At 64.4% G+C, this 17,807-nt stretch carries 13 protein-coding genes; 7 read left to right on the plus strand and 6 right to left on the minus strand.

Annotated features, from left to right (window positions below; genetic code table 11):
• Positions 1–166: 166 nt before the first annotated feature.
• Together recN and SAS01S_RS12840 are read left to right on the plus strand one after the other, a co-directional pair.
• The gene (gene recN, locus SAS01S_RS12835; protein ID WP_066808714.1) at positions 167–1,831 is read left to right on the plus strand and encodes a DNA repair protein RecN; all 1,665 of its coding nucleotides are present in this window, start codon (positions 167–169) and stop codon (positions 1,829–1,831) included.
• Between the two features lie 46 nt (positions 1,832–1,877).
• Entirely contained in the window at positions 1,878–2,426 is a 549-nt protein-coding gene (locus SAS01S_RS12840; RefSeq protein WP_066808718.1) for a hypothetical protein, read from the plus strand.
• 5 nt (positions 2,427–2,431) lie between these two features.
• Here the strand turns inward: SAS01S_RS12840 and SAS01S_RS12845 are convergent, their stop codons facing one another.
• Positions 2,432–2,836, minus strand: a complete 405-nt coding sequence (locus SAS01S_RS12845; RefSeq protein ID WP_157082807.1) for a hypothetical protein — start codon at positions 2,834–2,836, stop codon at positions 2,432–2,434.
• A gap of 20 nt (positions 2,837–2,856) precedes the next feature.
• Here SAS01S_RS12845 and ligA point away from each other — a divergent pair, with 20 nt between their 5' ends.
• Together ligA and SAS01S_RS12855 are read left to right on the plus strand one after the other, a co-directional pair.
• A complete protein-coding gene (gene ligA / locus SAS01S_RS12850; protein WP_066808730.1) occupies positions 2,857–4,992 on the plus strand; it encodes an NAD-dependent DNA ligase LigA in 2,136 nt (711 codons plus the stop codon).
• A gap of 150 nt (positions 4,993–5,142) precedes the next feature.
• Positions 5,143–7,776 (plus strand): TonB-dependent receptor, encoded by a 2,634-nt coding sequence (locus tag SAS01S_RS12855; protein ID WP_066808733.1) that lies wholly within the window; start codon positions 5,143–5,145, stop codon positions 7,774–7,776.
• A 112-nt stretch (positions 7,777–7,888) separates the two neighbouring features.
• Here SAS01S_RS12855 and SAS01S_RS12860 read toward each other — a convergent pair whose 3' ends face one another.
• From SAS01S_RS12860 to SAS01S_RS12870, 3 genes are read right to left on the minus strand one after another with little or no spacing between them, the layout of a single operon-like run.
• Entirely contained in the window at positions 7,889–9,232 is a 1,344-nt protein-coding gene (locus SAS01S_RS12860; RefSeq protein WP_066808736.1) for a PepSY-associated TM helix domain-containing protein, read from the minus strand.
• Positions 9,229–11,475, minus strand: a complete 2,247-nt coding sequence (locus SAS01S_RS12865) for a TonB-dependent receptor (protein WP_066808805.1) — start codon at positions 11,473–11,475, stop codon at positions 9,229–9,231. Before SAS01S_RS12865 ends, SAS01S_RS12860 begins: the two co-directional genes overlap by 4 nt.
• Before the next feature lie 48 nt (positions 11,476–11,523).
• Positions 11,524–11,934, minus strand: coding sequence for a hypothetical protein (locus SAS01S_RS12870; protein WP_066808738.1), 411 nt, complete (start codon positions 11,932–11,934; stop codon positions 11,524–11,526).
• Positions 11,935–12,054: 120 nt separating this feature from the next.
• Here SAS01S_RS12870 and SAS01S_RS12875 point away from each other — a divergent pair, with 120 nt between their 5' ends.
• The 3 genes from SAS01S_RS12875 to SAS01S_RS12885 all read left to right on the plus strand — a co-directional run bounded on the left by SAS01S_RS12875 (position 12,055) and on the right by SAS01S_RS12885 (position 14,986).
• Positions 12,055–13,215 carry a sensor histidine kinase gene (locus tag SAS01S_RS12875; RefSeq protein WP_084238958.1) on the plus strand — a complete coding sequence of 387 codons (1,161 nt, stop codon included), beginning with the start codon at positions 12,055–12,057 and terminating at the stop codon, positions 13,213–13,215.
• On the plus strand, positions 13,212–14,009 hold the full coding sequence (locus SAS01S_RS12880; protein ID WP_066808740.1) for a LytR/AlgR family response regulator transcription factor: 798 nt from the start codon (positions 13,212–13,214) through the stop codon (positions 14,007–14,009). Before SAS01S_RS12875 ends, SAS01S_RS12880 begins: the two co-directional genes overlap by 4 nt.
• 227 nt (positions 14,010–14,236) lie before the next feature.
• Positions 14,237–14,986: an isocitrate lyase/PEP mutase family protein gene (locus SAS01S_RS12885; RefSeq protein WP_066808742.1), complete on the plus strand. Its 750-nt coding sequence runs from the start codon at positions 14,237–14,239 to the stop codon at positions 14,984–14,986.
• A 101-nt stretch (positions 14,987–15,087) separates the two neighbouring features.
• Here SAS01S_RS12885 and pyrE read toward each other — a convergent pair whose 3' ends face one another.
• Positions 15,088–15,681, minus strand: coding sequence for an orotate phosphoribosyltransferase (gene pyrE, locus SAS01S_RS12890; RefSeq protein WP_066808749.1), 594 nt, complete (start codon positions 15,679–15,681; stop codon positions 15,088–15,090).
• A gap of 89 nt (positions 15,682–15,770) precedes the next feature.
• Complete coding sequence (locus SAS01S_RS12895; protein ID WP_066808752.1) at positions 15,771–17,789, minus strand: alpha/beta hydrolase family protein; 2,019 nt, start codon at positions 17,787–17,789, stop codon at positions 15,771–15,773.
• Positions 17,790–17,807 lie beyond the last annotated feature (18 nt).

Raw genomic sequence — 17,807 nt, forward strand, 5'->3', positions numbered from 1 at the left:
TTCCGGCCGGCTCTCTCTTAAAAAGAAGAAAGAAGACCCTCACCCTCCCACCGCTTTACGGCGGCGGGCCCCTCCCTCTCCCGCAAGCCGGCGAAGGGAAAAGCGGTACGCGAGCGGCAAATTAGCATGATGACCCGGCATCATTTTTGCCGCTAAGGATGGCGCGATGCTGACCTCGCTCGCCATTCGGGACGTTGTGCTGATCGAAGCGCTCGAACTCGATTTCGGCGCCGGGCTGGGCGTGCTGACCGGAGAGACCGGCGCGGGCAAGTCGATCCTGCTCGATGCGCTGGGGCTCGCGCTCGGCGCACGGGCCGATAGCGGGCTGGTCCGCCAGGGCGCGGCGCAAGCGGTGGTCACCGCCAGCTTCGATACTCCCCACGATGGCGGTCCGATCGCCTCGCTGCTCGCCGAAAATGCGCTCGAGATCGATCCGGGCGAGCCGCTGATCATTCGCCGTATCGTCAAGGCCGATGGCGGCAGTCGCGGGTTCGTCAACGACCAGCCGGCCTCGGCCGGGTTGCTGCGCGAACTGGCGCAATATCTGGTCGAGGTACACGGCCAGCATGACGATCGCGGGCTGCTCAATCCGCGCGGCCACCGCGCCTTGCTCGACGCGTTCGGGCGCTGCCATGCCGGGGTGGTGGCGCAGGCCTATCGCGCGTGGCGCGATGCCGAGGATGCGCTGGCGGTGGCGCGCGCGGAGATCGATGCAGCCGCGCGCGACCGCGACTATCTGGCGCATGCCGTCGCCGAACTGCGGCAACTGGCACCCGAACCCGGCGAGGAGGAGGTGCTGGCCGAGCGCCGACGCTCGATGCAGCGCGCCGAGAAAATCGCCGAGGATATGGTGGCGCTCGACGACTATCTGGCGGGCTCCGATGGTGGGCTCGCCCGGTTGCGTCAGGCCGCGCGCGTGCTTGAGCGTGTCGCCGATGCGCATCCCGCGCTGGGCGAGGCGCTGGCGGCGCTCGATCGCGCGATCAACGAGGGTGCGCTGGCCGAGGATCAGCTCGCGGCCGCACGCGCCGCTTTGATGTTCGATCCGCGCGCGCTCGAAGAGGATGAGGCGCGGCTGTTCGATCTCCGCGCGATGGCGCGCAAGCATCGTGTCCAGCCCGATGAATTGGCGCAGCTCGCCGAAGACATGGCCGGCCGGCTCGCGACAATTGAAGCGGGGGAGGAAGGCTTGGCTCTCCTCGACCGCAGGGTCGCGGAGACGCGCGCCGCCTATGAAGCGGCGGCCGACGCGCTGTCCGCCGAACGCCATGCTGCAGCGGCGCGGCTCGACGCGGCGGTGGCCGGCGAACTTGCCCCGCTCAAGCTCGATGCCGCGCGATTCCGCACGATGATCGAGACCTTGCCCGACGAGCAATGGGGTCCGGGCGGCAAGAATCGCGTCGAATTCGAGATCGCGACCAATCCCGGCGCGCCGTTCGCGCCGCTGACCAAGATCGCCTCGGGCGGCGAATTGTCGCGCTTCATCCTCGCGCTCAAGGTCAGCCTGGCCGAGGAGGGCGGGGCGGCGACGATGATCTTTGATGAGATCGATCGCGGCGTCGGCGGAGCGGTCGCGTCGGCGATCGGCGAACGTCTCGCGCGGCTGGCCGATCGCACGCAATTGCTGGTGGTCACGCACAGCCCGCAAGTCGCGGCGCGCGGCGGACAGCATTATTTCATCGCCAAATCCTCCGACGGTCTGGTGACGCGCACCGGCGTGAGCGCGCTCGACAGCGCGGCGCGGCGCGAGGAGATTGCCCGGATGTTATCGGGGGCCACCATCACCGACGAGGCGCGGGCGCAAGCCGAACGCCTGCTCGAGGCGGCATGACTGCGTTGCGTCGCTCGCCCGCCGCCTGGGAGGTCGGCGCAGTATAATGGGAACGTTCGACCTGATCTTCGCCGTCGTGCTGATCGCCGCGACGATCTGGGCGATGACGTGGTTTCCCGACATTCCCGGCGGCACCGAAGGACATCACGAAGCGCTCACGGCGCGATACGAAAAGAGCGATGACGGTGCGATCGACGATCATCCCAGTTATGGCGATGCGGCGGTCGCCTATGTCGACCGCATCGTCGACCGGCAATTGACCAAGGCGCGCGGTATCCTTGCCTTCGATGGCCTGATCCTCGCCTTTGTCGGCCTGATCGCGCGAGCCACGGCGAAGCTGGACATCGCGACGGTGCATATGGTGCCGGTCTTGCTACTGATGGGATTGCTTGCCGGTTCCAGCGCGATCTGCCTCTTCCTGTTTCGCGCGCGCTGGGGCTATGTCGCCGACTTCAGCACCTTTTCGCGCGAAATCGCGGCCACGCTGGCGCTCACGCGGCGGCGCTCATTCTGGATCGAGCGGACGGTGCGGCTGTCATTGCTGTCGCTGGCCGGGATTGTCGTCCTCGTGGTGGCGACGGTCGTCGGGCATTAGGCCGGTCAGAAAGGAATCTTCACCTTCGCCATGATCGCCTTAGAGGTGAACCCGCCGACCTCACGCGCCGTGGTGCCGACACCGGCTTTGGCACCTCCGGGCAGGTCGACGACCGAGCGGACCGGCTTTTCGGCGAAACTGGGCATCCGGCTGATATCGATGTCCATCATCTTGCGGCGCGCGCAGACGACGATGTCCTCGCCGGGATTGTCGACGCCGCACGCATTCTCGGTGGCTTTGGGTTTGGCTTTGGCCAAGTCGAACCGGTTGAGATCATTGCCGGAATAGATTGTCCGCTCGCCGGTGACGGGCGCCGCCTGCATCGCGAGGAGGACGATCAGCATCGCCATCGAACTTGACGGACGCGCATGGCGCAATTGCGGCGAGCGGCCCGGTTTCCTGCGCCGCATTGACTGCTAAAGAAAGGCGCATGACGATTCCGCTGCCCGCCAACGATGAAGCCGCTGCCCAGGAACTCGAACGGCTAGCGGCGGAGATCGCGCACCACAACCGGCTCTATCATGCCGACGACGCGCCGGAGATTTCGGACGCCGACTATGACGCGCTGATGCGCCGCAACAACGCGATCGAGGCGACGTTCCCGCATCTGGTCCGCGACGATTCGCCCAGCCGCAAGGTCGGTGCCGCGCCCGCCGGGCACCTCGCCAAGGTCGCGCATGCGCGGCCGATGTTCAGCCTCGACAATGCCTTCGACGATACGGAAGTCGGCGATTTCGTTGGCCGTGTCCGCCGCTTCCTCAATCTGGGCGAGGGCGACACGATCGCGCTGACCGCCGAACCCAAGATCGACGGGCTGAGCTGCTCATTGCGCTACGAAAAGGGGCGGCTGGTCCAGGCGCTGACGCGCGGCGACGGTCAGATCGGCGAGGACGTCACCGCAAATGTCCGCACGATCGGCGATATCCCGGCCGCGCTTCCCGCCGGGGCGCCTGACGTGTTCGAGGTGCGCGGCGAAGTCTATATGGAGAAACAGGCGTTCGCCGCGCTCAACGCGCGCTTGCTCGCCGAAGCCGAGGACACCGGCAAGGAAGCGCGCCAATTCGCCAATCCCCGCAATGCTGCGGCCGGATCGCTGCGCCAGAAGGACGCGGCCGTCACCGCATCGCGTCCATTGCGCTTCTTTGCCTGGGGGTGGGGAGACGCCAGCGCGCTGCCGGGGGACACGCAATCGGCAGTGATTGCCGCGATTCGCGGCTGGGGCTTTCCGGTCACGCGCCAGTTTCAGCCGGGCGGCAAGCTCGACCAGGCGCTGGCGACCTACAAAGCGATCGAAGCCGAGCGCGCCGACCTGCCGTTCGACATCGATGGCGTGGTCTACAAGGTCGACCGGCTCGACTGGCAGGCGCGCCTCGGCTTTGTCGGCCGCGCGCCGCGCTGGGGGCTGGCGCACAAATTCCCCGCCGAGCGCGCGCAGACCACGCTCGAGCGAATCGACATCCAGGTCGGGCGGACCGGCAAGCTGACCCCGGTCGCGCGGCTCGAGCCTGTGACCGTCGGCGGCGTCGTCGTGACCAACGCGACGTTGCACAATGCCGATGAGATCGCGCGGCTGGGCGTGCGGCCGGGCGACCGCGTCGTGCTGCAGCGCGCGGGCGACGTCATCCCGCAGATAGTCGAGAATCTGACACGCGACGAACCGCGCGGTCCCTGGACCTTCCCGACCCATTGCCCGGAATGCAATTCGGAAGCGCTGGCGGAGGAAGGCGAGGTCGATATCCGCTGCACCGGGGGGCTGATCTGTCCGGCGCAACGACAGGAGCGGCTGCGCCATTTCGTCAGCCGCGGGGCGCTCGACATCGAAGGGCTGGGCGACAAGACCATCCGCGAATTCCTCGATCTCGGCTGGATCGCCGAGCCTGCCGACATCTTCCGCCTCGCCGCGCATCGCGAGGAACTGCTCGGCCGGGAGGGATGGAAGGAGAAGTCGGTCGACAACCTGCTCGACGCCATCGAGGCCAAGCGCGCGCCCGATCCGGTGCGGCTGTTGTTCGGGTTGGGCATCCGGCATGTCGGCGTGGTCACCGCGCGCGACTTGCTGAAGCGCCATGCTACGCTGCCGGAGATCAAGGCGCTGGCCGACGAGATCATCGCGCTCCGCGACAGCATCGACCCTGCGCTGGCGGAAGACGAGCAGAAATTCCGCGCGCGGCGCGACAAGGCGATCGCCGAGCATATCGGCGTCGACAATGTCGGTGCCGCGGTCGGCAACGCCCTCGCCGATTTCTTCCACGAGCCGCACAACCGCGCGGTGTGGGATGACCTGCTGGCGGAGGTCAGTCCACCGCCCTTCGTCTTCAAGGCGCGCGAATCACGCGTCAGCGGCAAGACCGTCGTCTTCACCGGAAGTCTCGAGACGATGAGCCGCGACGAGGCCAAGGCCCAGGCCGAAGCGCTCGGCGCGCGCGTGTCGGGATCGGTGTCGGCGAAGACGGACCTGGTCGTCGCCGGCCCCGGTGCCGGCTCAAAGCTCAAGAAGGCGGCCGAACTCAATATTGAAGTCATGGATGAGGCCGGATGGGCCGCAATCGTCGCGGACGCGGGATGATGCTTTTTTGCAACGCAGCATGACTTAATCCACAGTAAAATCGCTGCGCTCTTGCGTTGTCATCTAACGGAAATATTCAGTCCCCATGGGCCCTCGCGACGGTGAAACAACGCCGCGCTAATCAGCGACTCACGCCCAAAGGGGAATATAATGCGGACTCAATTTCTTATTGGCGTGGCTGCGGCCGCGATCATGCTTCCGGGGGCGGCCTTTGCGCAGTCGGCCGGTTCGGCGGACTTCGAAGGCGACATCGTCATCACCGCGACCAAGACCAAGGGCGTCGGCGGCGTTGAAATTCCGGACACGACCAAGGCACGTGGCGTGCTGAACCAGCAGTTCATTTCGCGCCAGACCCCGGGCAACTCGATTCTCGACACGATCAATGCACTGCCGGGCGTCAGCTTCCAGAACAACGATCCGTTCGGTTCGGGCGGCGGCACGCTGACCATCCGCGGCTTCGACTCCTCGCGTATCGGCCTGACCTTCGACGGCGTGCCGCTGAACGACACCGGCAACTATGCGCTCTATTCGAACCAGCAGCTCGACCCCGAACTGATCGAGCAAGTCAATGTCAGCTACGGCTCGACCGACGTCGACAGCCCGACCGCCGCGGCCTCGGGTTCGACCGTCAATTATCGCACGATCATGCCGACCAACGAGTTTGGCGCGCGCCTTCAGGGCTCGATCGGTGATTACAACTTCTTCCGCATTTTCGGCCTGATCAACACGGGCGAGTTCACCAAGTTCGGGACCAAGGCCTGGCTGTCGATGAGCCACGCCGAGAACAATGTGGTGTTCAACAACTTCGGCAAGATCCGCAAGGCGCAGTATAACGGTCGCATCTACCAGCCGATCGGCTCGAACGGCGACTTCATCTCGATCGCGGCTAATTACAACGTCAACCGCAACAACTTCTTCGGATCGGCGCCGCTGCGGCAAGATCTGACGACATCGACCGGCGGGACGCGCCCGGCGGGCACTGGCACGAACAACCGCTTCCCATTCGACCGCGACGAACTGCCTTATCCGATCGCGCGCTGCCAGACGTCGCCCGCGCGGGCGGGCCTCGTCGATTCGCCAGCTATCGTCAATGCGCCGGGCGCTTCCAACAATGGCATTGCGTGCGGCACCAGCTTCGATGAGCGCTACAACCCGTCGAACACCGGTAACATCCGCATCAGCTCGCGCTTCACCCTGGCGAAGGGTCTCGTCCTGACGGTCGAACCCAGCTTCCAGTACGTCAAGGCGAATGGCGGCGGCACCGTCACCGGTATTGAGGGCAACGGCTATACCCAAACCGCCACCGCGACGCGCGGTGCGATCACCACGCCGCTCTACGGGTTCGTCGGCGGCTCCTACTATATCGGCCACGACCTGAACGGCGACGGGGACACGCTTGATCGCGTGACGCTGCTCGCGCCGAGCCAGACCGTCACCCACCGTTACGGCCTGATCTCGTCGCTGCGTTACGACCTGAACGACAACAACTCGGTCCGTATCAGCTACTCGCATGACTATGGGCGTCACCGTCAGACCGGCGAACTCGGCTATCTTCAGGCCAATGGTCAGCCGTTCGACGTCTTTCCGATCAACAGCCCGATCCGCGACAAGAACGGCAACATCGTTGAAAAGCGCGACCGTCTGTCGTTCGCCGTGCTCGACCAGGTGTCGGGTGAATATCGTGGCACGTTTGGCGGCTTGACCGTGAATCTCGGCGTCCGTGCGCCCTGGTTCAAGCGTAACCTGCACAACTTCTGCTTCACCACCTCGGCCAGCGGCAATGTCGATTGCTTGGGTCGTGGAAATGACGCCGCCAACGCGATTTATGCTGCGGCGAACCCGAACGCGGGCGCGATCGGTTTCCGTCAGTATACCTACAACCGCGTGCTGCCGAACGCCGGTGCGACCTACAAGTTCGGGGGCGGCTTGACCGCTTACGTGAATTATTCGAAGGGTCTGCAGGTCCCGGGTACCGACAATCTGTACCAGGACTATTTCTATGCAGCCAACAATCCGGCGGCAAATCCGAATCCGGAAACTTCGGATAACTTCGACGCTGGTGTTCGCTATACCACCAGCAAGATCCAGGCGACGATCAGCCCGTGGTACACGCGGTTCACCAACCGTCTGGCGAGCGCGTACGACGTGGTTTCGGATCAGACGATCTATCGCAACCTCGGTCGCGTTGATAAGTACGGTATCGACGGCAGCTTTGCCTATCGCCCGGTCCGCGAATTGTTGATCTACGCTTGGGGTTCGTACCTGAAGTCGGAGATCAAGAACAACGTCGAGCTCGGCAAGTGCACGACCACCACGACGGCGAATTGCACGACGCTCGGTCAGCCGATCCTCGCTCAGACCGCCGGCAAGCGCGAATCTGGTTCGCCAGTTTATACGTACGGCCTGCGCCTGCAGGGTGATGTCGGTCCGGTGTCGCTTGGTGTGCAAGGCAAGGTTACCGGGCCGCGCTATCTGAACGACCAGAATCTTCCGAACCTGCAGTGCACCGGCTCGATCGTGAACCAGACCTGCGTCGGCGGTACCGCTTTTCAGGTCTTCCCCGCGAAGACGCCTGCTTACGGCACCGTTGATATCGACGCGCGCCTGAATCTCGCCTTCCTGGGCCTGAACGACAAGACCTTCTTCCAGGTCAACGTCCAGAACGTGTTCAACAAATTCTATGTTGGCGGTTTCACTGGTGGGTCGACGACCGTGTTCAACGCGCCGTTCGTTCAGATTGGCAGCCCGCGTGCCTTCATCGGTACGGTGAACTTCCAGTTCTGATCTAGCCGATCGACTGACTAAAGAGCGCCGCTCCTGCCTCCGGGCAGGGGCGGCGTTTTCTTTTTTTGGCGATAGGCTGGAGATCGCAGCCGTGCTGCGCGGCGCTGGAAGGTTAGGCTCGGATCGTTCGCAATGCCAACCAACGGGCGATGCCAGACCAACGTTTCAGTCCGCGCTCGATTGCCAGCACCACCAGCAGCGACACGCCGAACAGGGGCATCGCCAGCCCAAGCGCAACGATCGCGACGATCAGCGCTGTGCCGAAGCGGGGACGCGAGAGCGGCAGCGGTGCGCCCAGCCGGCCCGATGGCCGTCGCCGCCACCAGGACACCGCTCCCGATATGCTCAACGTCATCAGCATCAGCGCGCCCAGGGTGATCAGCGATTGGTTAGCGATTCCGAACAACTGGCCTTCGTGTGTGGCGATACCGTAGCCGACGGCGCGGTCGATCCAGTGGCGCTCGGCGAAACCCTTGCGCGCGAGCACGGCTCCGGTCGCACCATCGATCACCGCCTGTGCGCGCAGCGGACGATTCGCGGCATCGGACGCGACGGTCCAGCCATGCGGTTCATTGCCCGTCGGCGAGACGAGCACTGGCGGCGTGAAGTGGAGCGCATTCGCTGCGGCGACGGCGCGATTCAGCTCCCCCGGCTGGACACCCTGGGGATGCATCGTCATGCCGATATGGCCGGCATGCTCGCCGAGCATCGGATCATCCGACAGCTTGCGGCCGCCGATCGTCCAATCGACCGGCCCGTCGAGCGTGCCGGTCACCGTTCGTATCTCCTTGAAATAGCTGCCCCATGCCTTCGCCCATGGCAGGCCGGTGGAGATCACGAACAGCGCGAGCAGCGACACCCAGATGCCCGTCACCGCGTGCAGGTCGCGCCAGAATAATCGGCGGCCGCCCGACAGGCGCGGATAAAGCACGCCCGCCAAACCCTTCCGCCCGCGCGGCCACCAGAGATACAGGCCGGTCAGGATCATCACGAGCGTCCAGCAGGCCGCGATCTCGACGATATAACTGCCCCACGCGCCGGCGAGCAGTTCGCCGTGCAGGCGTGACACGATTTGCATCGGTCGGTTGTCGTCGATCACCACCGCGAGCGGCCTGAGCCTGTAGGGATCGACATAGACACGTCGATCCCCGCTGTCGGCGCCGACCAGCACGCGCACGGCCGATCTGTCCGATGGCGGCAGCTCGTATTTGTGCAGCCGCGATCCCGGCACCGCCGCCACCGCGGCCGCGGCGATCGCTTCGGGCATCGCGCGGGTCGCGGTGGGAACGAGCGAATCGTAGGGCCGGTCGAGCCACGCCTCGATCTGCGGCCGCCAGGCGTAGATGCTGCCGGTGATCGCCAGCCACAGCACGAACGGGACGCAGAACATCCCCGCATAGAAATGCCAGCGCCAGACGGTATTGTACCAGCGCGAGCCGGGTAGCCTGACGCTCATAGCTTGATCGTCAGGTCGGCGTGGAGGCTGCGCTGTGGGAAGGGGTGGAACAGGAAGTATTTGTCATTGTTGACATTATCTACGCCCAACCCGAGCAAGTACTTCTTCGCAACGACAAATTGCGCACGCAGGTCGACGACGAAGAATTTGTAGAAACCCTGATAGGTGTTGCCGACCGCGTCGCTGTTATCGAGCTGGCCGTACATCCGGCTCGAATAGCGCGCTGCCGCCGATAGCGACACGCCGTCGACCGGTCGCCAGGTCGCGACCGCATTCGTCTTCCAGCGCGGCACCGTCGGGATCAGCTTGCCGACCGCCGCCGGAAGAGCAGGATCTGCGCGCGTCGTGGCATCGGCATAAGTCACGCTGCCCGACAAATCGAGGCGGGGAATCAGGTCGTTGCGAACGACGGCCAGTTCCGCGCCACGCGCTCGCGTGCGATCGACATTCTGGACGAAGCTCGCGGTCAGCGTCCCGCCGCCGACCGCCGGGATGGTGCCGGTCTGCGAGATCAGCGCATCGGTCACGACCTCGTTGAACAAGGATAGGCGAATCGATCCCTTGGCGTCGCTGCGTTCGATCGCGAGCTCGGTGGAACGGGCGTGTTCGGGTTTGAGGTTGGGATTGGGGACTGCGCCGAGCACGCCGCTGGTGACGAGCTGATAGAGCTCGCCGACCGTGGGGAAGCGCCAGGCATCGCCATAGGACAGCTGCACCTTCCACTTGTCGGTGGACTTCCAGGCCAGTGACGCCTTGGGCGAGAAGCGGGCGGTCGAGCGTTCGGATTGGATATTGGATACAATCGGCGAGGCCGAGAAATTGACCCCGTCATAAGCGCGCCACCATTCGTAGCGCCCGCCGAGGGCCAGCGTCAGCCTGGGCAGCAGGTCGAGCGCATCCTGTGCCCACAAGGCGGCGGTGCGGGTCTTGCCCAGCGATTGCTGGTTCAGCACGCCGTCGGCTCCCTTGATCCAATCGGTCGTCGCATAGCGATTGCTCGCCAGCACGAAACGATCCCAATGCGCCCCGGCGCTGAGCACATTGCCGCCGCGGCTCCAGGCCGCCTTGGCATCGAGCGTGTCCCAGCCCATGCCGTCGAGCCGGGTGATGTTGCCGCTACCGCCCGACAAGGCAGCGGGCAGGGAGCCCGTGGGCACCCGCTGTTCGTCATCGGCGAAGCGATAGCGCGTGCCGATCACTTGCCAGTCGATGCCGCCGCCCGATCCGCCGAGCGACACAGCGTGCGACCAGTGGCGCTGGCGCGACGCATAGGTTCCGCTGGCGAACGAGGTCGAGGGATAGACCGGCAGGCCGGTTGCGGTCGCCGTTAGATAGCTCTCGGCGCTGGCATTGGTCCGGTTGAGGAACAGGCCGCCGACATAGGTCAGGCGAATATCGCTGCCCAGGTCGAGCGCGGCCTTGAGCTTGAGGCGATCCTGCCCCTGACGCTCGATCCCGCTCGATCCCAGGATGGTGATCGGCTGGCCTGTTCGGTTGCGGTCGGGGATCGCGCCGACCACGCCCGGACCCGCGGCGCCGGTGACATAGCCGATCGGCTGGGACCGACTCGTGACGTGGTCGTAGCTCGCGAACAGAGCCAGCGGGCCGAAACGGTCGCCGATCGTCACCCCAGCCTGATAGGCCGGATAGGTATCACGCCGGCCGTAGAGGTCATAGGTCTGGACGCTCACCCCCGCGGTCGCGGTCGCCTCGAGATCGTCGGGTAGGCGCGTCGTGATATTTACCACCGCCCCGATCGAATTGCCCGGATAGGCCGCCGAGAATGGCCCATAGAGCACATCGATCCGCGCGATTTCCTGCGGGCTGACGGCGCTCCAGCGTGGGCTGGCCGAGGTGTTGTTGTTGCCGATCAATGCCGAGAGCAACGCGCCATCGGCATAGATCAGGCTGCGTGCGCTGGCGCCTAGGCCGCTGGTGCGTGTCGCCAGCGGCGCCTGGGTGTCGCCGATATGGCGTTTGCGCACGATCAGGCTGGGCAGATATTTGATCGTGTCCTCGACATTCATCGCATTGACCGTCCGCGCGATCGTGTCGGCGTCGATCGATGCGCGGGTCGAGGGTGCGTTCTCGATCGTCTGTTGCTGGCGTTGTGCGGTGATCAATATGTCGTCGCGGCGGTCGTCGCCCGGCGTGGTGTCGTCGGCGGCATGCGCGGGCAGTGCGATGGCGCTCGCCATCGCGGCGAGCGAGGCGCACCACAGGGTGCGCTTGGCAATAGTCACAATCATTCCCCTTACTGAATCGCTCAAGCTGCCGGAGGCAGCGTCGGTTCAGGCGAGGGAAGGCGGTCCGGTGGCGGGCGGCGGCGGCGCGGCTAGGCCGCGGCCGGGCACAGCCTCGATCGGGCCGAGCGCAGGTGCGGCGTCGGGCGACGTGATCGGCGCAACGTCGGCAATAACCGACGGCGGCGCGTCGGCGATACCCAGCCCCGAAAAGGCGCAAACATGGTCGCCGGGCTGGTTTTTGCCCGGCGCCTTGTGATGCAACTTGCCGTCGGGCGACAGCACCATCGCATCGTCGGGTCCGGCGCCGTTGCACACGGTGATCTCTATCCCGCCGGCGGCGTTGACCACCGGCATCCACCCTTCCGGCGCAACGCTGCGCGCCAGCAACGCGGCCACGAGCAGCAACAGCCAGCCGAAGCGGCCGCCGAGCGTGTCGAGGCGGGTGACGGGACTCATTGCGGGGCTGCTCCTAAGGCAAGAGACGCCGTAAAGACCATATCTATTCCTGTTCAGTACAGTGTTTCGACATCCCCAGCTTTGCGCGCATGGGCCGGCGCGTATAAAGGGGCCAGCCCGATGGCCACGATCTCGTCCTCTGCGCCGGCACCGACCGATGCTTCCTCGACCGACCAGAAGCGCCGCGTCTGGACACCGGGAATCTTTTCGCGTCCGTTCTTCGAGGACAAGAGTCGCGCCTTCTGGACGCTGCAGGGCGTCGGTTGGGGCGGCTATCTGCTGCTCCGCTCGGTATCGTCGGTGTCCAACGGCGCGCCGATGTCGGCGCTGATCCCCGGGATCATCGAATCGATCGTCGGCTATTGCATCACGTTGCTGCTTTCGACGCTGTACGGCTATTATCGCCGCCTGCCGCGGATCAGCGCGATCCTGCTGACGGTAGTGACCTTGGCCGGCGCGACCTTCCTGGCGGCGGTGCTCAACGGCTTCTCCTACAGCATCATGAAGGACAATCCTGGGCTCAACCTCGGCCTGGTGTTCGGTCAGCTGTTCCTCAATTTCACCGTGCTGGCGGGCTGGTCTGCGCTCTATTTCGGGATCAATTTCTACCTGATCGTCGAACAGCAAGCGGACCAGTTGCTGGTGCTCGGCAACCAGGCGTCGACGGCGCAGTTGGCGATGCTGCGCTATCAGCTCAACCCGCATTTCCTGTTCAACACGCTCAATTCGATCTCGACCCTGGTGCTGCTCAAGGAGACCGAGCGCGCCAATGCGATGCTGTCGCGGCTGGCCGACTTCCTGCGCTTCACCCTGATCTATGAGCCGACCGCGAACGTGACGGTCGCGCAGGAAGTACACACGCTCAAACTCTATCTCGAGATCGAGAAGATGCGGTTCGAAAAGCGCCTGCGCCCGGTGTTCGAGATCGATCCCCGCGCCGAACGCGCGCGATTGCCCTCTTTGTTGCTCCAGCCATTGGTCGAAAACGCGATCAAATATGCGGTCACGCCGAGCGAGGAGGGGGCGGAAATCGCAGTTTCGGCACGTCTCGTCGGCGAACGGGTCCGGATTGCCGTGTCGGACACCGGCCCCGGCTTGATCGAGAACAAGTTAGGGCCGAGCCTTTCAACTGGCGTGGGGCTCGCCAATATAAGAGATCGGTTGGCTCAGGCGTACGGACCTGACCACCGTTTCGATGCTCGGTCTACACCAGGGGGCGGCTTTGCTGTGGAGATCGAGATTCCGTACCAGTTGGAAGATCCGAATAGAGAGGCCGCATGACCATAAGAACCATCCTGGTGGACGACGAAGCGCTCGCGATCCAGGGGCTCGAACTCCGCCTTCAGGCGCATGACGATGTCGAGATTATCGATCGTTGCGCCAACGGGCGCGAGGCGATCCGCAGTATCAAGACCAATAAACCCGATCTGGTGTTTCTCGATATCCAGATGCCGGGATTCGACGGCTTCTCGGTGATCCAGGGCCTGATGGAGGTCGAACCGCCGCTGTTCGTCTTCGTCACCGCTTATTCCGACCACGCCATTCGCGCGTTCGAGGCGCAGGCGACGGATTATCTGGTCAAGCCGGTCGAGGAATCGCGCCTCGCCGACACGCTCGACCGCGTCCGTCAGCGGCTGAGCGAGAAGCGCACCGCCGAAGAAGTCGGCAAATACAAGGAAGCGCTGGCCGAGGTTGCGCCGGAAGCGGCCGAGGAGATCGCAGACGGCGGTGAGGTGTCGGCCAACCGCTTCGAGAAGCTCATCAATATCAAGGATCGCGGCAAGATCTTCCGCGTCGACGTCGACACGATCGAAGTGGTCGAAGCGGCGGGCGATTATATGTGCATCAAGACCGGCGACAACACGCTGATCCTGCGCCAGACGATGAAGGACCTGGAAAAGCGGCTCGACCCGCGCCGCTTCCAGCGGGTGCATCGCTCGACCATCGTCAATCTCGATCTCGTCCGCCAGGTCAAGCCGCATACCAATGGCGAATGTTTCCTGGTGCTCGATTCGGGCGGCCAGGTGAAAGTCAGCCGCAGCTATCGCGACGTGGTCGCGCGGTTCGTTCACTAAAAGAATCCTCCCCATGCAAGCATGGGGAGGGGGGGACCGCCGGCGGAGCCGGTGGTGGAGGGGCCGCAACGGCGCAGCCGCGAGGACGGGACATTTCCCCTCCACCGTCCGTTGCGCGGCCGGTCCCCCTCCCCATCTGCGATGGGGAGGAATGAACCAGCCCGTCGGTCGGTTGACGGGGCGGGAACAAATTGGCAACGAACGTCGAAACTTTCGGGAGAGTCGTCATGTCCGCTTACGAAGCCTTCCACGCGCTCCATGTCCCCGGCGATCCGCTGATCATCTACAATTGCTGGGATCCGGGCAGCGCGGTGGCGATCGCCAAGGCGGGCGCCAAGGCGATCGCGACCGGCAGCTATGGCGCCGCCGGATCGCTCGGTTTCGGTGATGGCGAGGAAGTGCCGCTTGATCTTGTCTTCGACAATGCGAAGCGGATCATGAACGTGGTCGATGTGCCTGTGTCGATCGATTTCGAGAGCGGCTATGCCCAGGACACGGCCGGGATCACCGCCAATCTGGCCGGCCTTGCAGCGACTGGCGCTGTCGGGTGCAATTTCGAGGATTCGGTGATCGGCGGCGAGGGGATCTATCCGATCGCGACCCAGGCCGAGCGCGTCGCGGCGGCGCGCAAGGGAGCGGGCGATGCCTTCTTCATCAACGCGCGGATCGATCTCTATCTGCGTACGCCAGCTGCACAATGCGACGATTCCACGCGCGATGAAACGATCGATCGGGCCAAAGCCTATATGGAGGCCGGCGCCAGCGGCATCTTCGTGCCCGGACTGCGCGATGCCGAGACCATCGCCGAGATCGTCAACCGCACCGGCGCGTTGATCAACGTCATCCCGGGACCGGGTGCGCCGACCCAGCCGCTGGCCGATGCCGGCGTCGCGCGGGTGAGCTATGGCGGCAGCCCGTGGTTCGCGGCGATGGCCTGGCTCGAGGAGCAGGCGCGGCCGGCGATCAACTGGAAATAGCCGTCATCCCAGCGAAAGCTGGGATCTCATGCCGCATCGCATTGTTGCGTGAGACCCCAGCTTTCGCTGGGGTGACGGAGCTATCGCTGGGGTGACGGCGGTCAGTCCAGCGGCTGTTTGTCCGCTTCGGTCACGCCGAGATCAGTCGCGGTGAACAGCGCGTGGAGCGTGATCCCGCGCTCGGCGAGGTTCGCGTCCGCCCCCTGTTCGCGGTCGAGGATGACGATAGCGTCCTTCATGATCCCGCCCGCCGCTTCGATCTGCTCCGCGGCCTTGAGGATCGATCCGCCGCTGGTTGCGACGTCGTCGATCAGCACGACATGCTTGCCCTGGAGCGTCTCGCCGCCGCTATCGTCGAGCCCCTCGACCATCAGCGAGGTGCCATGCGTCTTTGCCGCCTTGCGGACGAACACCGCGCCGATCGGCCGGCCGACGTCCCAGCTCAGCGCCGCGATCCCGCCGAGCAGCGGCACCGCGCCCATTTCGAGCCCAGCGACATAATCGGCGTCGAGACCCTGCAGCACCGACAATAGCCCGCGCGCGCATTGCGCAGCACCCTCCGGCGTCATCATCGTCGCCTTCATGTTGAAATAGATGCGGCTGCGCCTGCCCGAGACGAGCAGGAAATCGCCGCGCTTCAGCGTGCGCGTGGCGAGCAGCGTGCGAAGGGCTTCGCGGTCGTACAAGGCGGCCATGGATCCTCACGGGGCAAAGGGAAGGGGCGCCACCGCAGCCGGTGACGCCCCTCCTTCGATTAAGCCCGGCGATGCGTCAACCGGCGCGATCAGGTCGCCGGGTTGAATCGGTCGAGGAACTTCTTGACCTCTTGGATAAGTTGCACGCGATCGGTTTCGCGCAACAGGTTATGCGTATTGAGCGGTTGCTCGAGATAGAAGAAGTCCTTGCCCTCCACCTTCCCGGCTCTTTTCAGTCGTCCGACCAAGTCGCGCGCCTGGGCGGGCGGGACGCGAACGTCCTTGGCGCCCTGGACGATAAGGATCGGGATCGAATATTTTTCCGGATGCAGGCCAGGCGATGCGTCCTCGAGATCGCCGCTGGCCGACCCCATGCCCATCTTCGCGCCGTAGCGGCCTAAATATGTCTTGTCGTAGCGCTGCATCGCGATGAGGTCGTGGACCCCGGCACCGCTGATCGCGCAGCGATATTTGTCGCCATCGCGTTCCGCGGCGCGCGATGCCGCATAGCCGCCATAGGACCAGCCGAACATGCAGACGCGCTTGGGATCCGCGATGCCCTGGCCGGCCAGCCAGGGAATGGCGTCGTTGAGATCGTCCTGCATCCGATAGCCCCAGGCCTTTTCGGACGCCTTTTCCCATTCGCTGCCATAGCCGGTCGAGCCGCGATAATTGGGCTGGATCACGACATAGCCAAGCTCGGCAAGCGATTGCGCCCAGCCATAGGGGTCCCAATCGGCGCGATCACGCGCCCAGGGACCGCCATGCGGCAACACGATCAAGGGCAAATTCTTCTGGCCGGCGCGATGGCGCGGCATGGTCAGGATCGCCTCGATCTTCTTCCCGTCCGATGCTGGATAAGTGACGACCGACACCGGATTGAGCATCGCGTCCTTCAGCGTGTCGTTGCCATAAGCGAAGCGTCCGATCCCGCCCGACACCGTGTCGAAAATGTACCAGGTCTCCGCCTGACCCATCTTGGCGACGCGGAACAGGATCGTCTCGCGCTTGGCGTCGGCGGTGGCGATCAGCACATTGTCCTTGCCGAAGCTTTCCTCGAGCAGGCTTTGGATTTCCTTCAACCGCGGATCGAAATAGGTCCAATGCTCGCGGCCGGTCGTATAGGTCACGCCGAGCAAAGCGGAGCGGTCGGGAGTGAGCGCAGCACCCCCGATATCGTATCCCGGCACGCCGAAAACCTTCTTGCCCAGCTTCATCGTGCTGAGGTCGAATTCGTACAGCGAGCGATATCCGTCTTCCTTGCCATAGGCATAGGCTTTGGTGCCGCCCGCCAGGAACAGCGAGGGGATTCCGAGTTCGCCATAGCGATCGGGCGTGCCGTCAAAAATCTTCTTCAGCTGCTGGCTCGAGCCGGTGCGATAATAGACCTGCACCTTGCCCGAATCCGCGTCGCTAGCGGTACCGATCCGGATGACGCCGTCGGCATCGGCGGTCCAATCCTCGACCGCTGCGTTATGCGGCATGACGGTGGTCGAATTGCCTGTGTCGAGATCCACGTCGATGACTTCCGGATTGCGCGTCATCTCGGTGTCCGGACCGCGCGTCGAGTTGGCGTCCCACGGAATGCGTTGAAGCAGCATGTGCGGCTTGCCCGAGTTGGACAGCCATAACATTTCGGTCGAGCCGAGCGACTTGTCCCACCCGAGCGGAAGTATCTTTTTAGTCGTGCGGTTGTACGAAGCATAGCGGACATCATCGATCCACTGTCCGTAGAAATTCTCGCGTGTGTCGAATGTGATGACCAGATGATCGGCGTCGGCCCAGCGATAATCGACGATCTGGCGATCGCCTTCCTTGTCCTTGATTGCCTCGCCGTTGCGGGCGATGATCTCTGTCTTGGCTTCGCCCGGCTTCACCGGCACGATCGCGAGCACCTGCTCGCCGCCGGCTCTGATCCGCGTTGCGATCCACTTGCCGTCGGGGCTCATGCGCGGCTGGGTGATCATCGGAAACTGCGCCAGGACCTCCAGTGGAACGGTCTTGGTCGCCCAATCGCTACTTGCCGGTGCCACTTGCCCCGACGCCATTGTCCCGGCGAGGATGATCGATGTTGCCGCGCCAAGCATCGCGCGATGAAGTGTCTTCATGAAAGGCTGCCCCCTGCC

The sequence above is a fragment of the Sphingomonas asaccharolytica NBRC 15499 genome (assembly GCF_001598355.1).
Classification (GTDB): Bacteria; Pseudomonadota; Alphaproteobacteria; order Sphingomonadales; family Sphingomonadaceae; genus Sphingomonas; species Sphingomonas asaccharolytica.

Excerpts from the sequence above, each read along its gene's own strand:
- recN (WP_066808714.1), top strand. The coding sequence starts at position 167 with ATGCTGACCTCGCTCGCCATTCGGGACGTTGTGCTGATCGAAGCGCTC.
- SAS01S_RS12840 (WP_066808718.1), top strand. The coding sequence starts at position 1,878 with ATGGGAACGTTCGACCTGATCTTCGCCGTCGTGCTGATCGCCGCGACG.
- SAS01S_RS12845 (WP_157082807.1), bottom strand. The coding sequence starts at position 2,836 with ATGCGGCGCAGGAAACCGGGCCGCTCGCCGCAATTGCGCCATGCGCGT.
- ligA (WP_066808730.1), top strand. The coding sequence starts at position 2,857 with ATGACGATTCCGCTGCCCGCCAACGATGAAGCCGCTGCCCAGGAACTC.
- SAS01S_RS12855 (WP_066808733.1), top strand. The coding sequence starts at position 5,143 with ATGCGGACTCAATTTCTTATTGGCGTGGCTGCGGCCGCGATCATGCTT.
- SAS01S_RS12860 (WP_066808736.1), bottom strand. The coding sequence starts at position 9,232 with ATGAGCGTCAGGCTACCCGGCTCGCGCTGGTACAATACCGTCTGGCGC.
- SAS01S_RS12870 (WP_066808738.1), bottom strand. The coding sequence starts at position 11,934 with ATGAGTCCCGTCACCCGCCTCGACACGCTCGGCGGCCGCTTCGGCTGG.
- SAS01S_RS12875 (WP_084238958.1), top strand. The coding sequence starts at position 12,055 with ATGGCCACGATCTCGTCCTCTGCGCCGGCACCGACCGATGCTTCCTCG.
- SAS01S_RS12880 (WP_066808740.1), top strand. The coding sequence starts at position 13,212 with ATGACCATAAGAACCATCCTGGTGGACGACGAAGCGCTCGCGATCCAG.
- SAS01S_RS12885 (WP_066808742.1), top strand. The coding sequence starts at position 14,237 with ATGTCCGCTTACGAAGCCTTCCACGCGCTCCATGTCCCCGGCGATCCG.
- pyrE (WP_066808749.1), bottom strand. The coding sequence starts at position 15,681 with ATGGCCGCCTTGTACGACCGCGAAGCCCTTCGCACGCTGCTCGCCACG.
- SAS01S_RS12895 (WP_066808752.1), bottom strand. The coding sequence starts at position 17,789 with ATGAAGACACTTCATCGCGCGATGCTTGGCGCGGCAACATCGATCATC.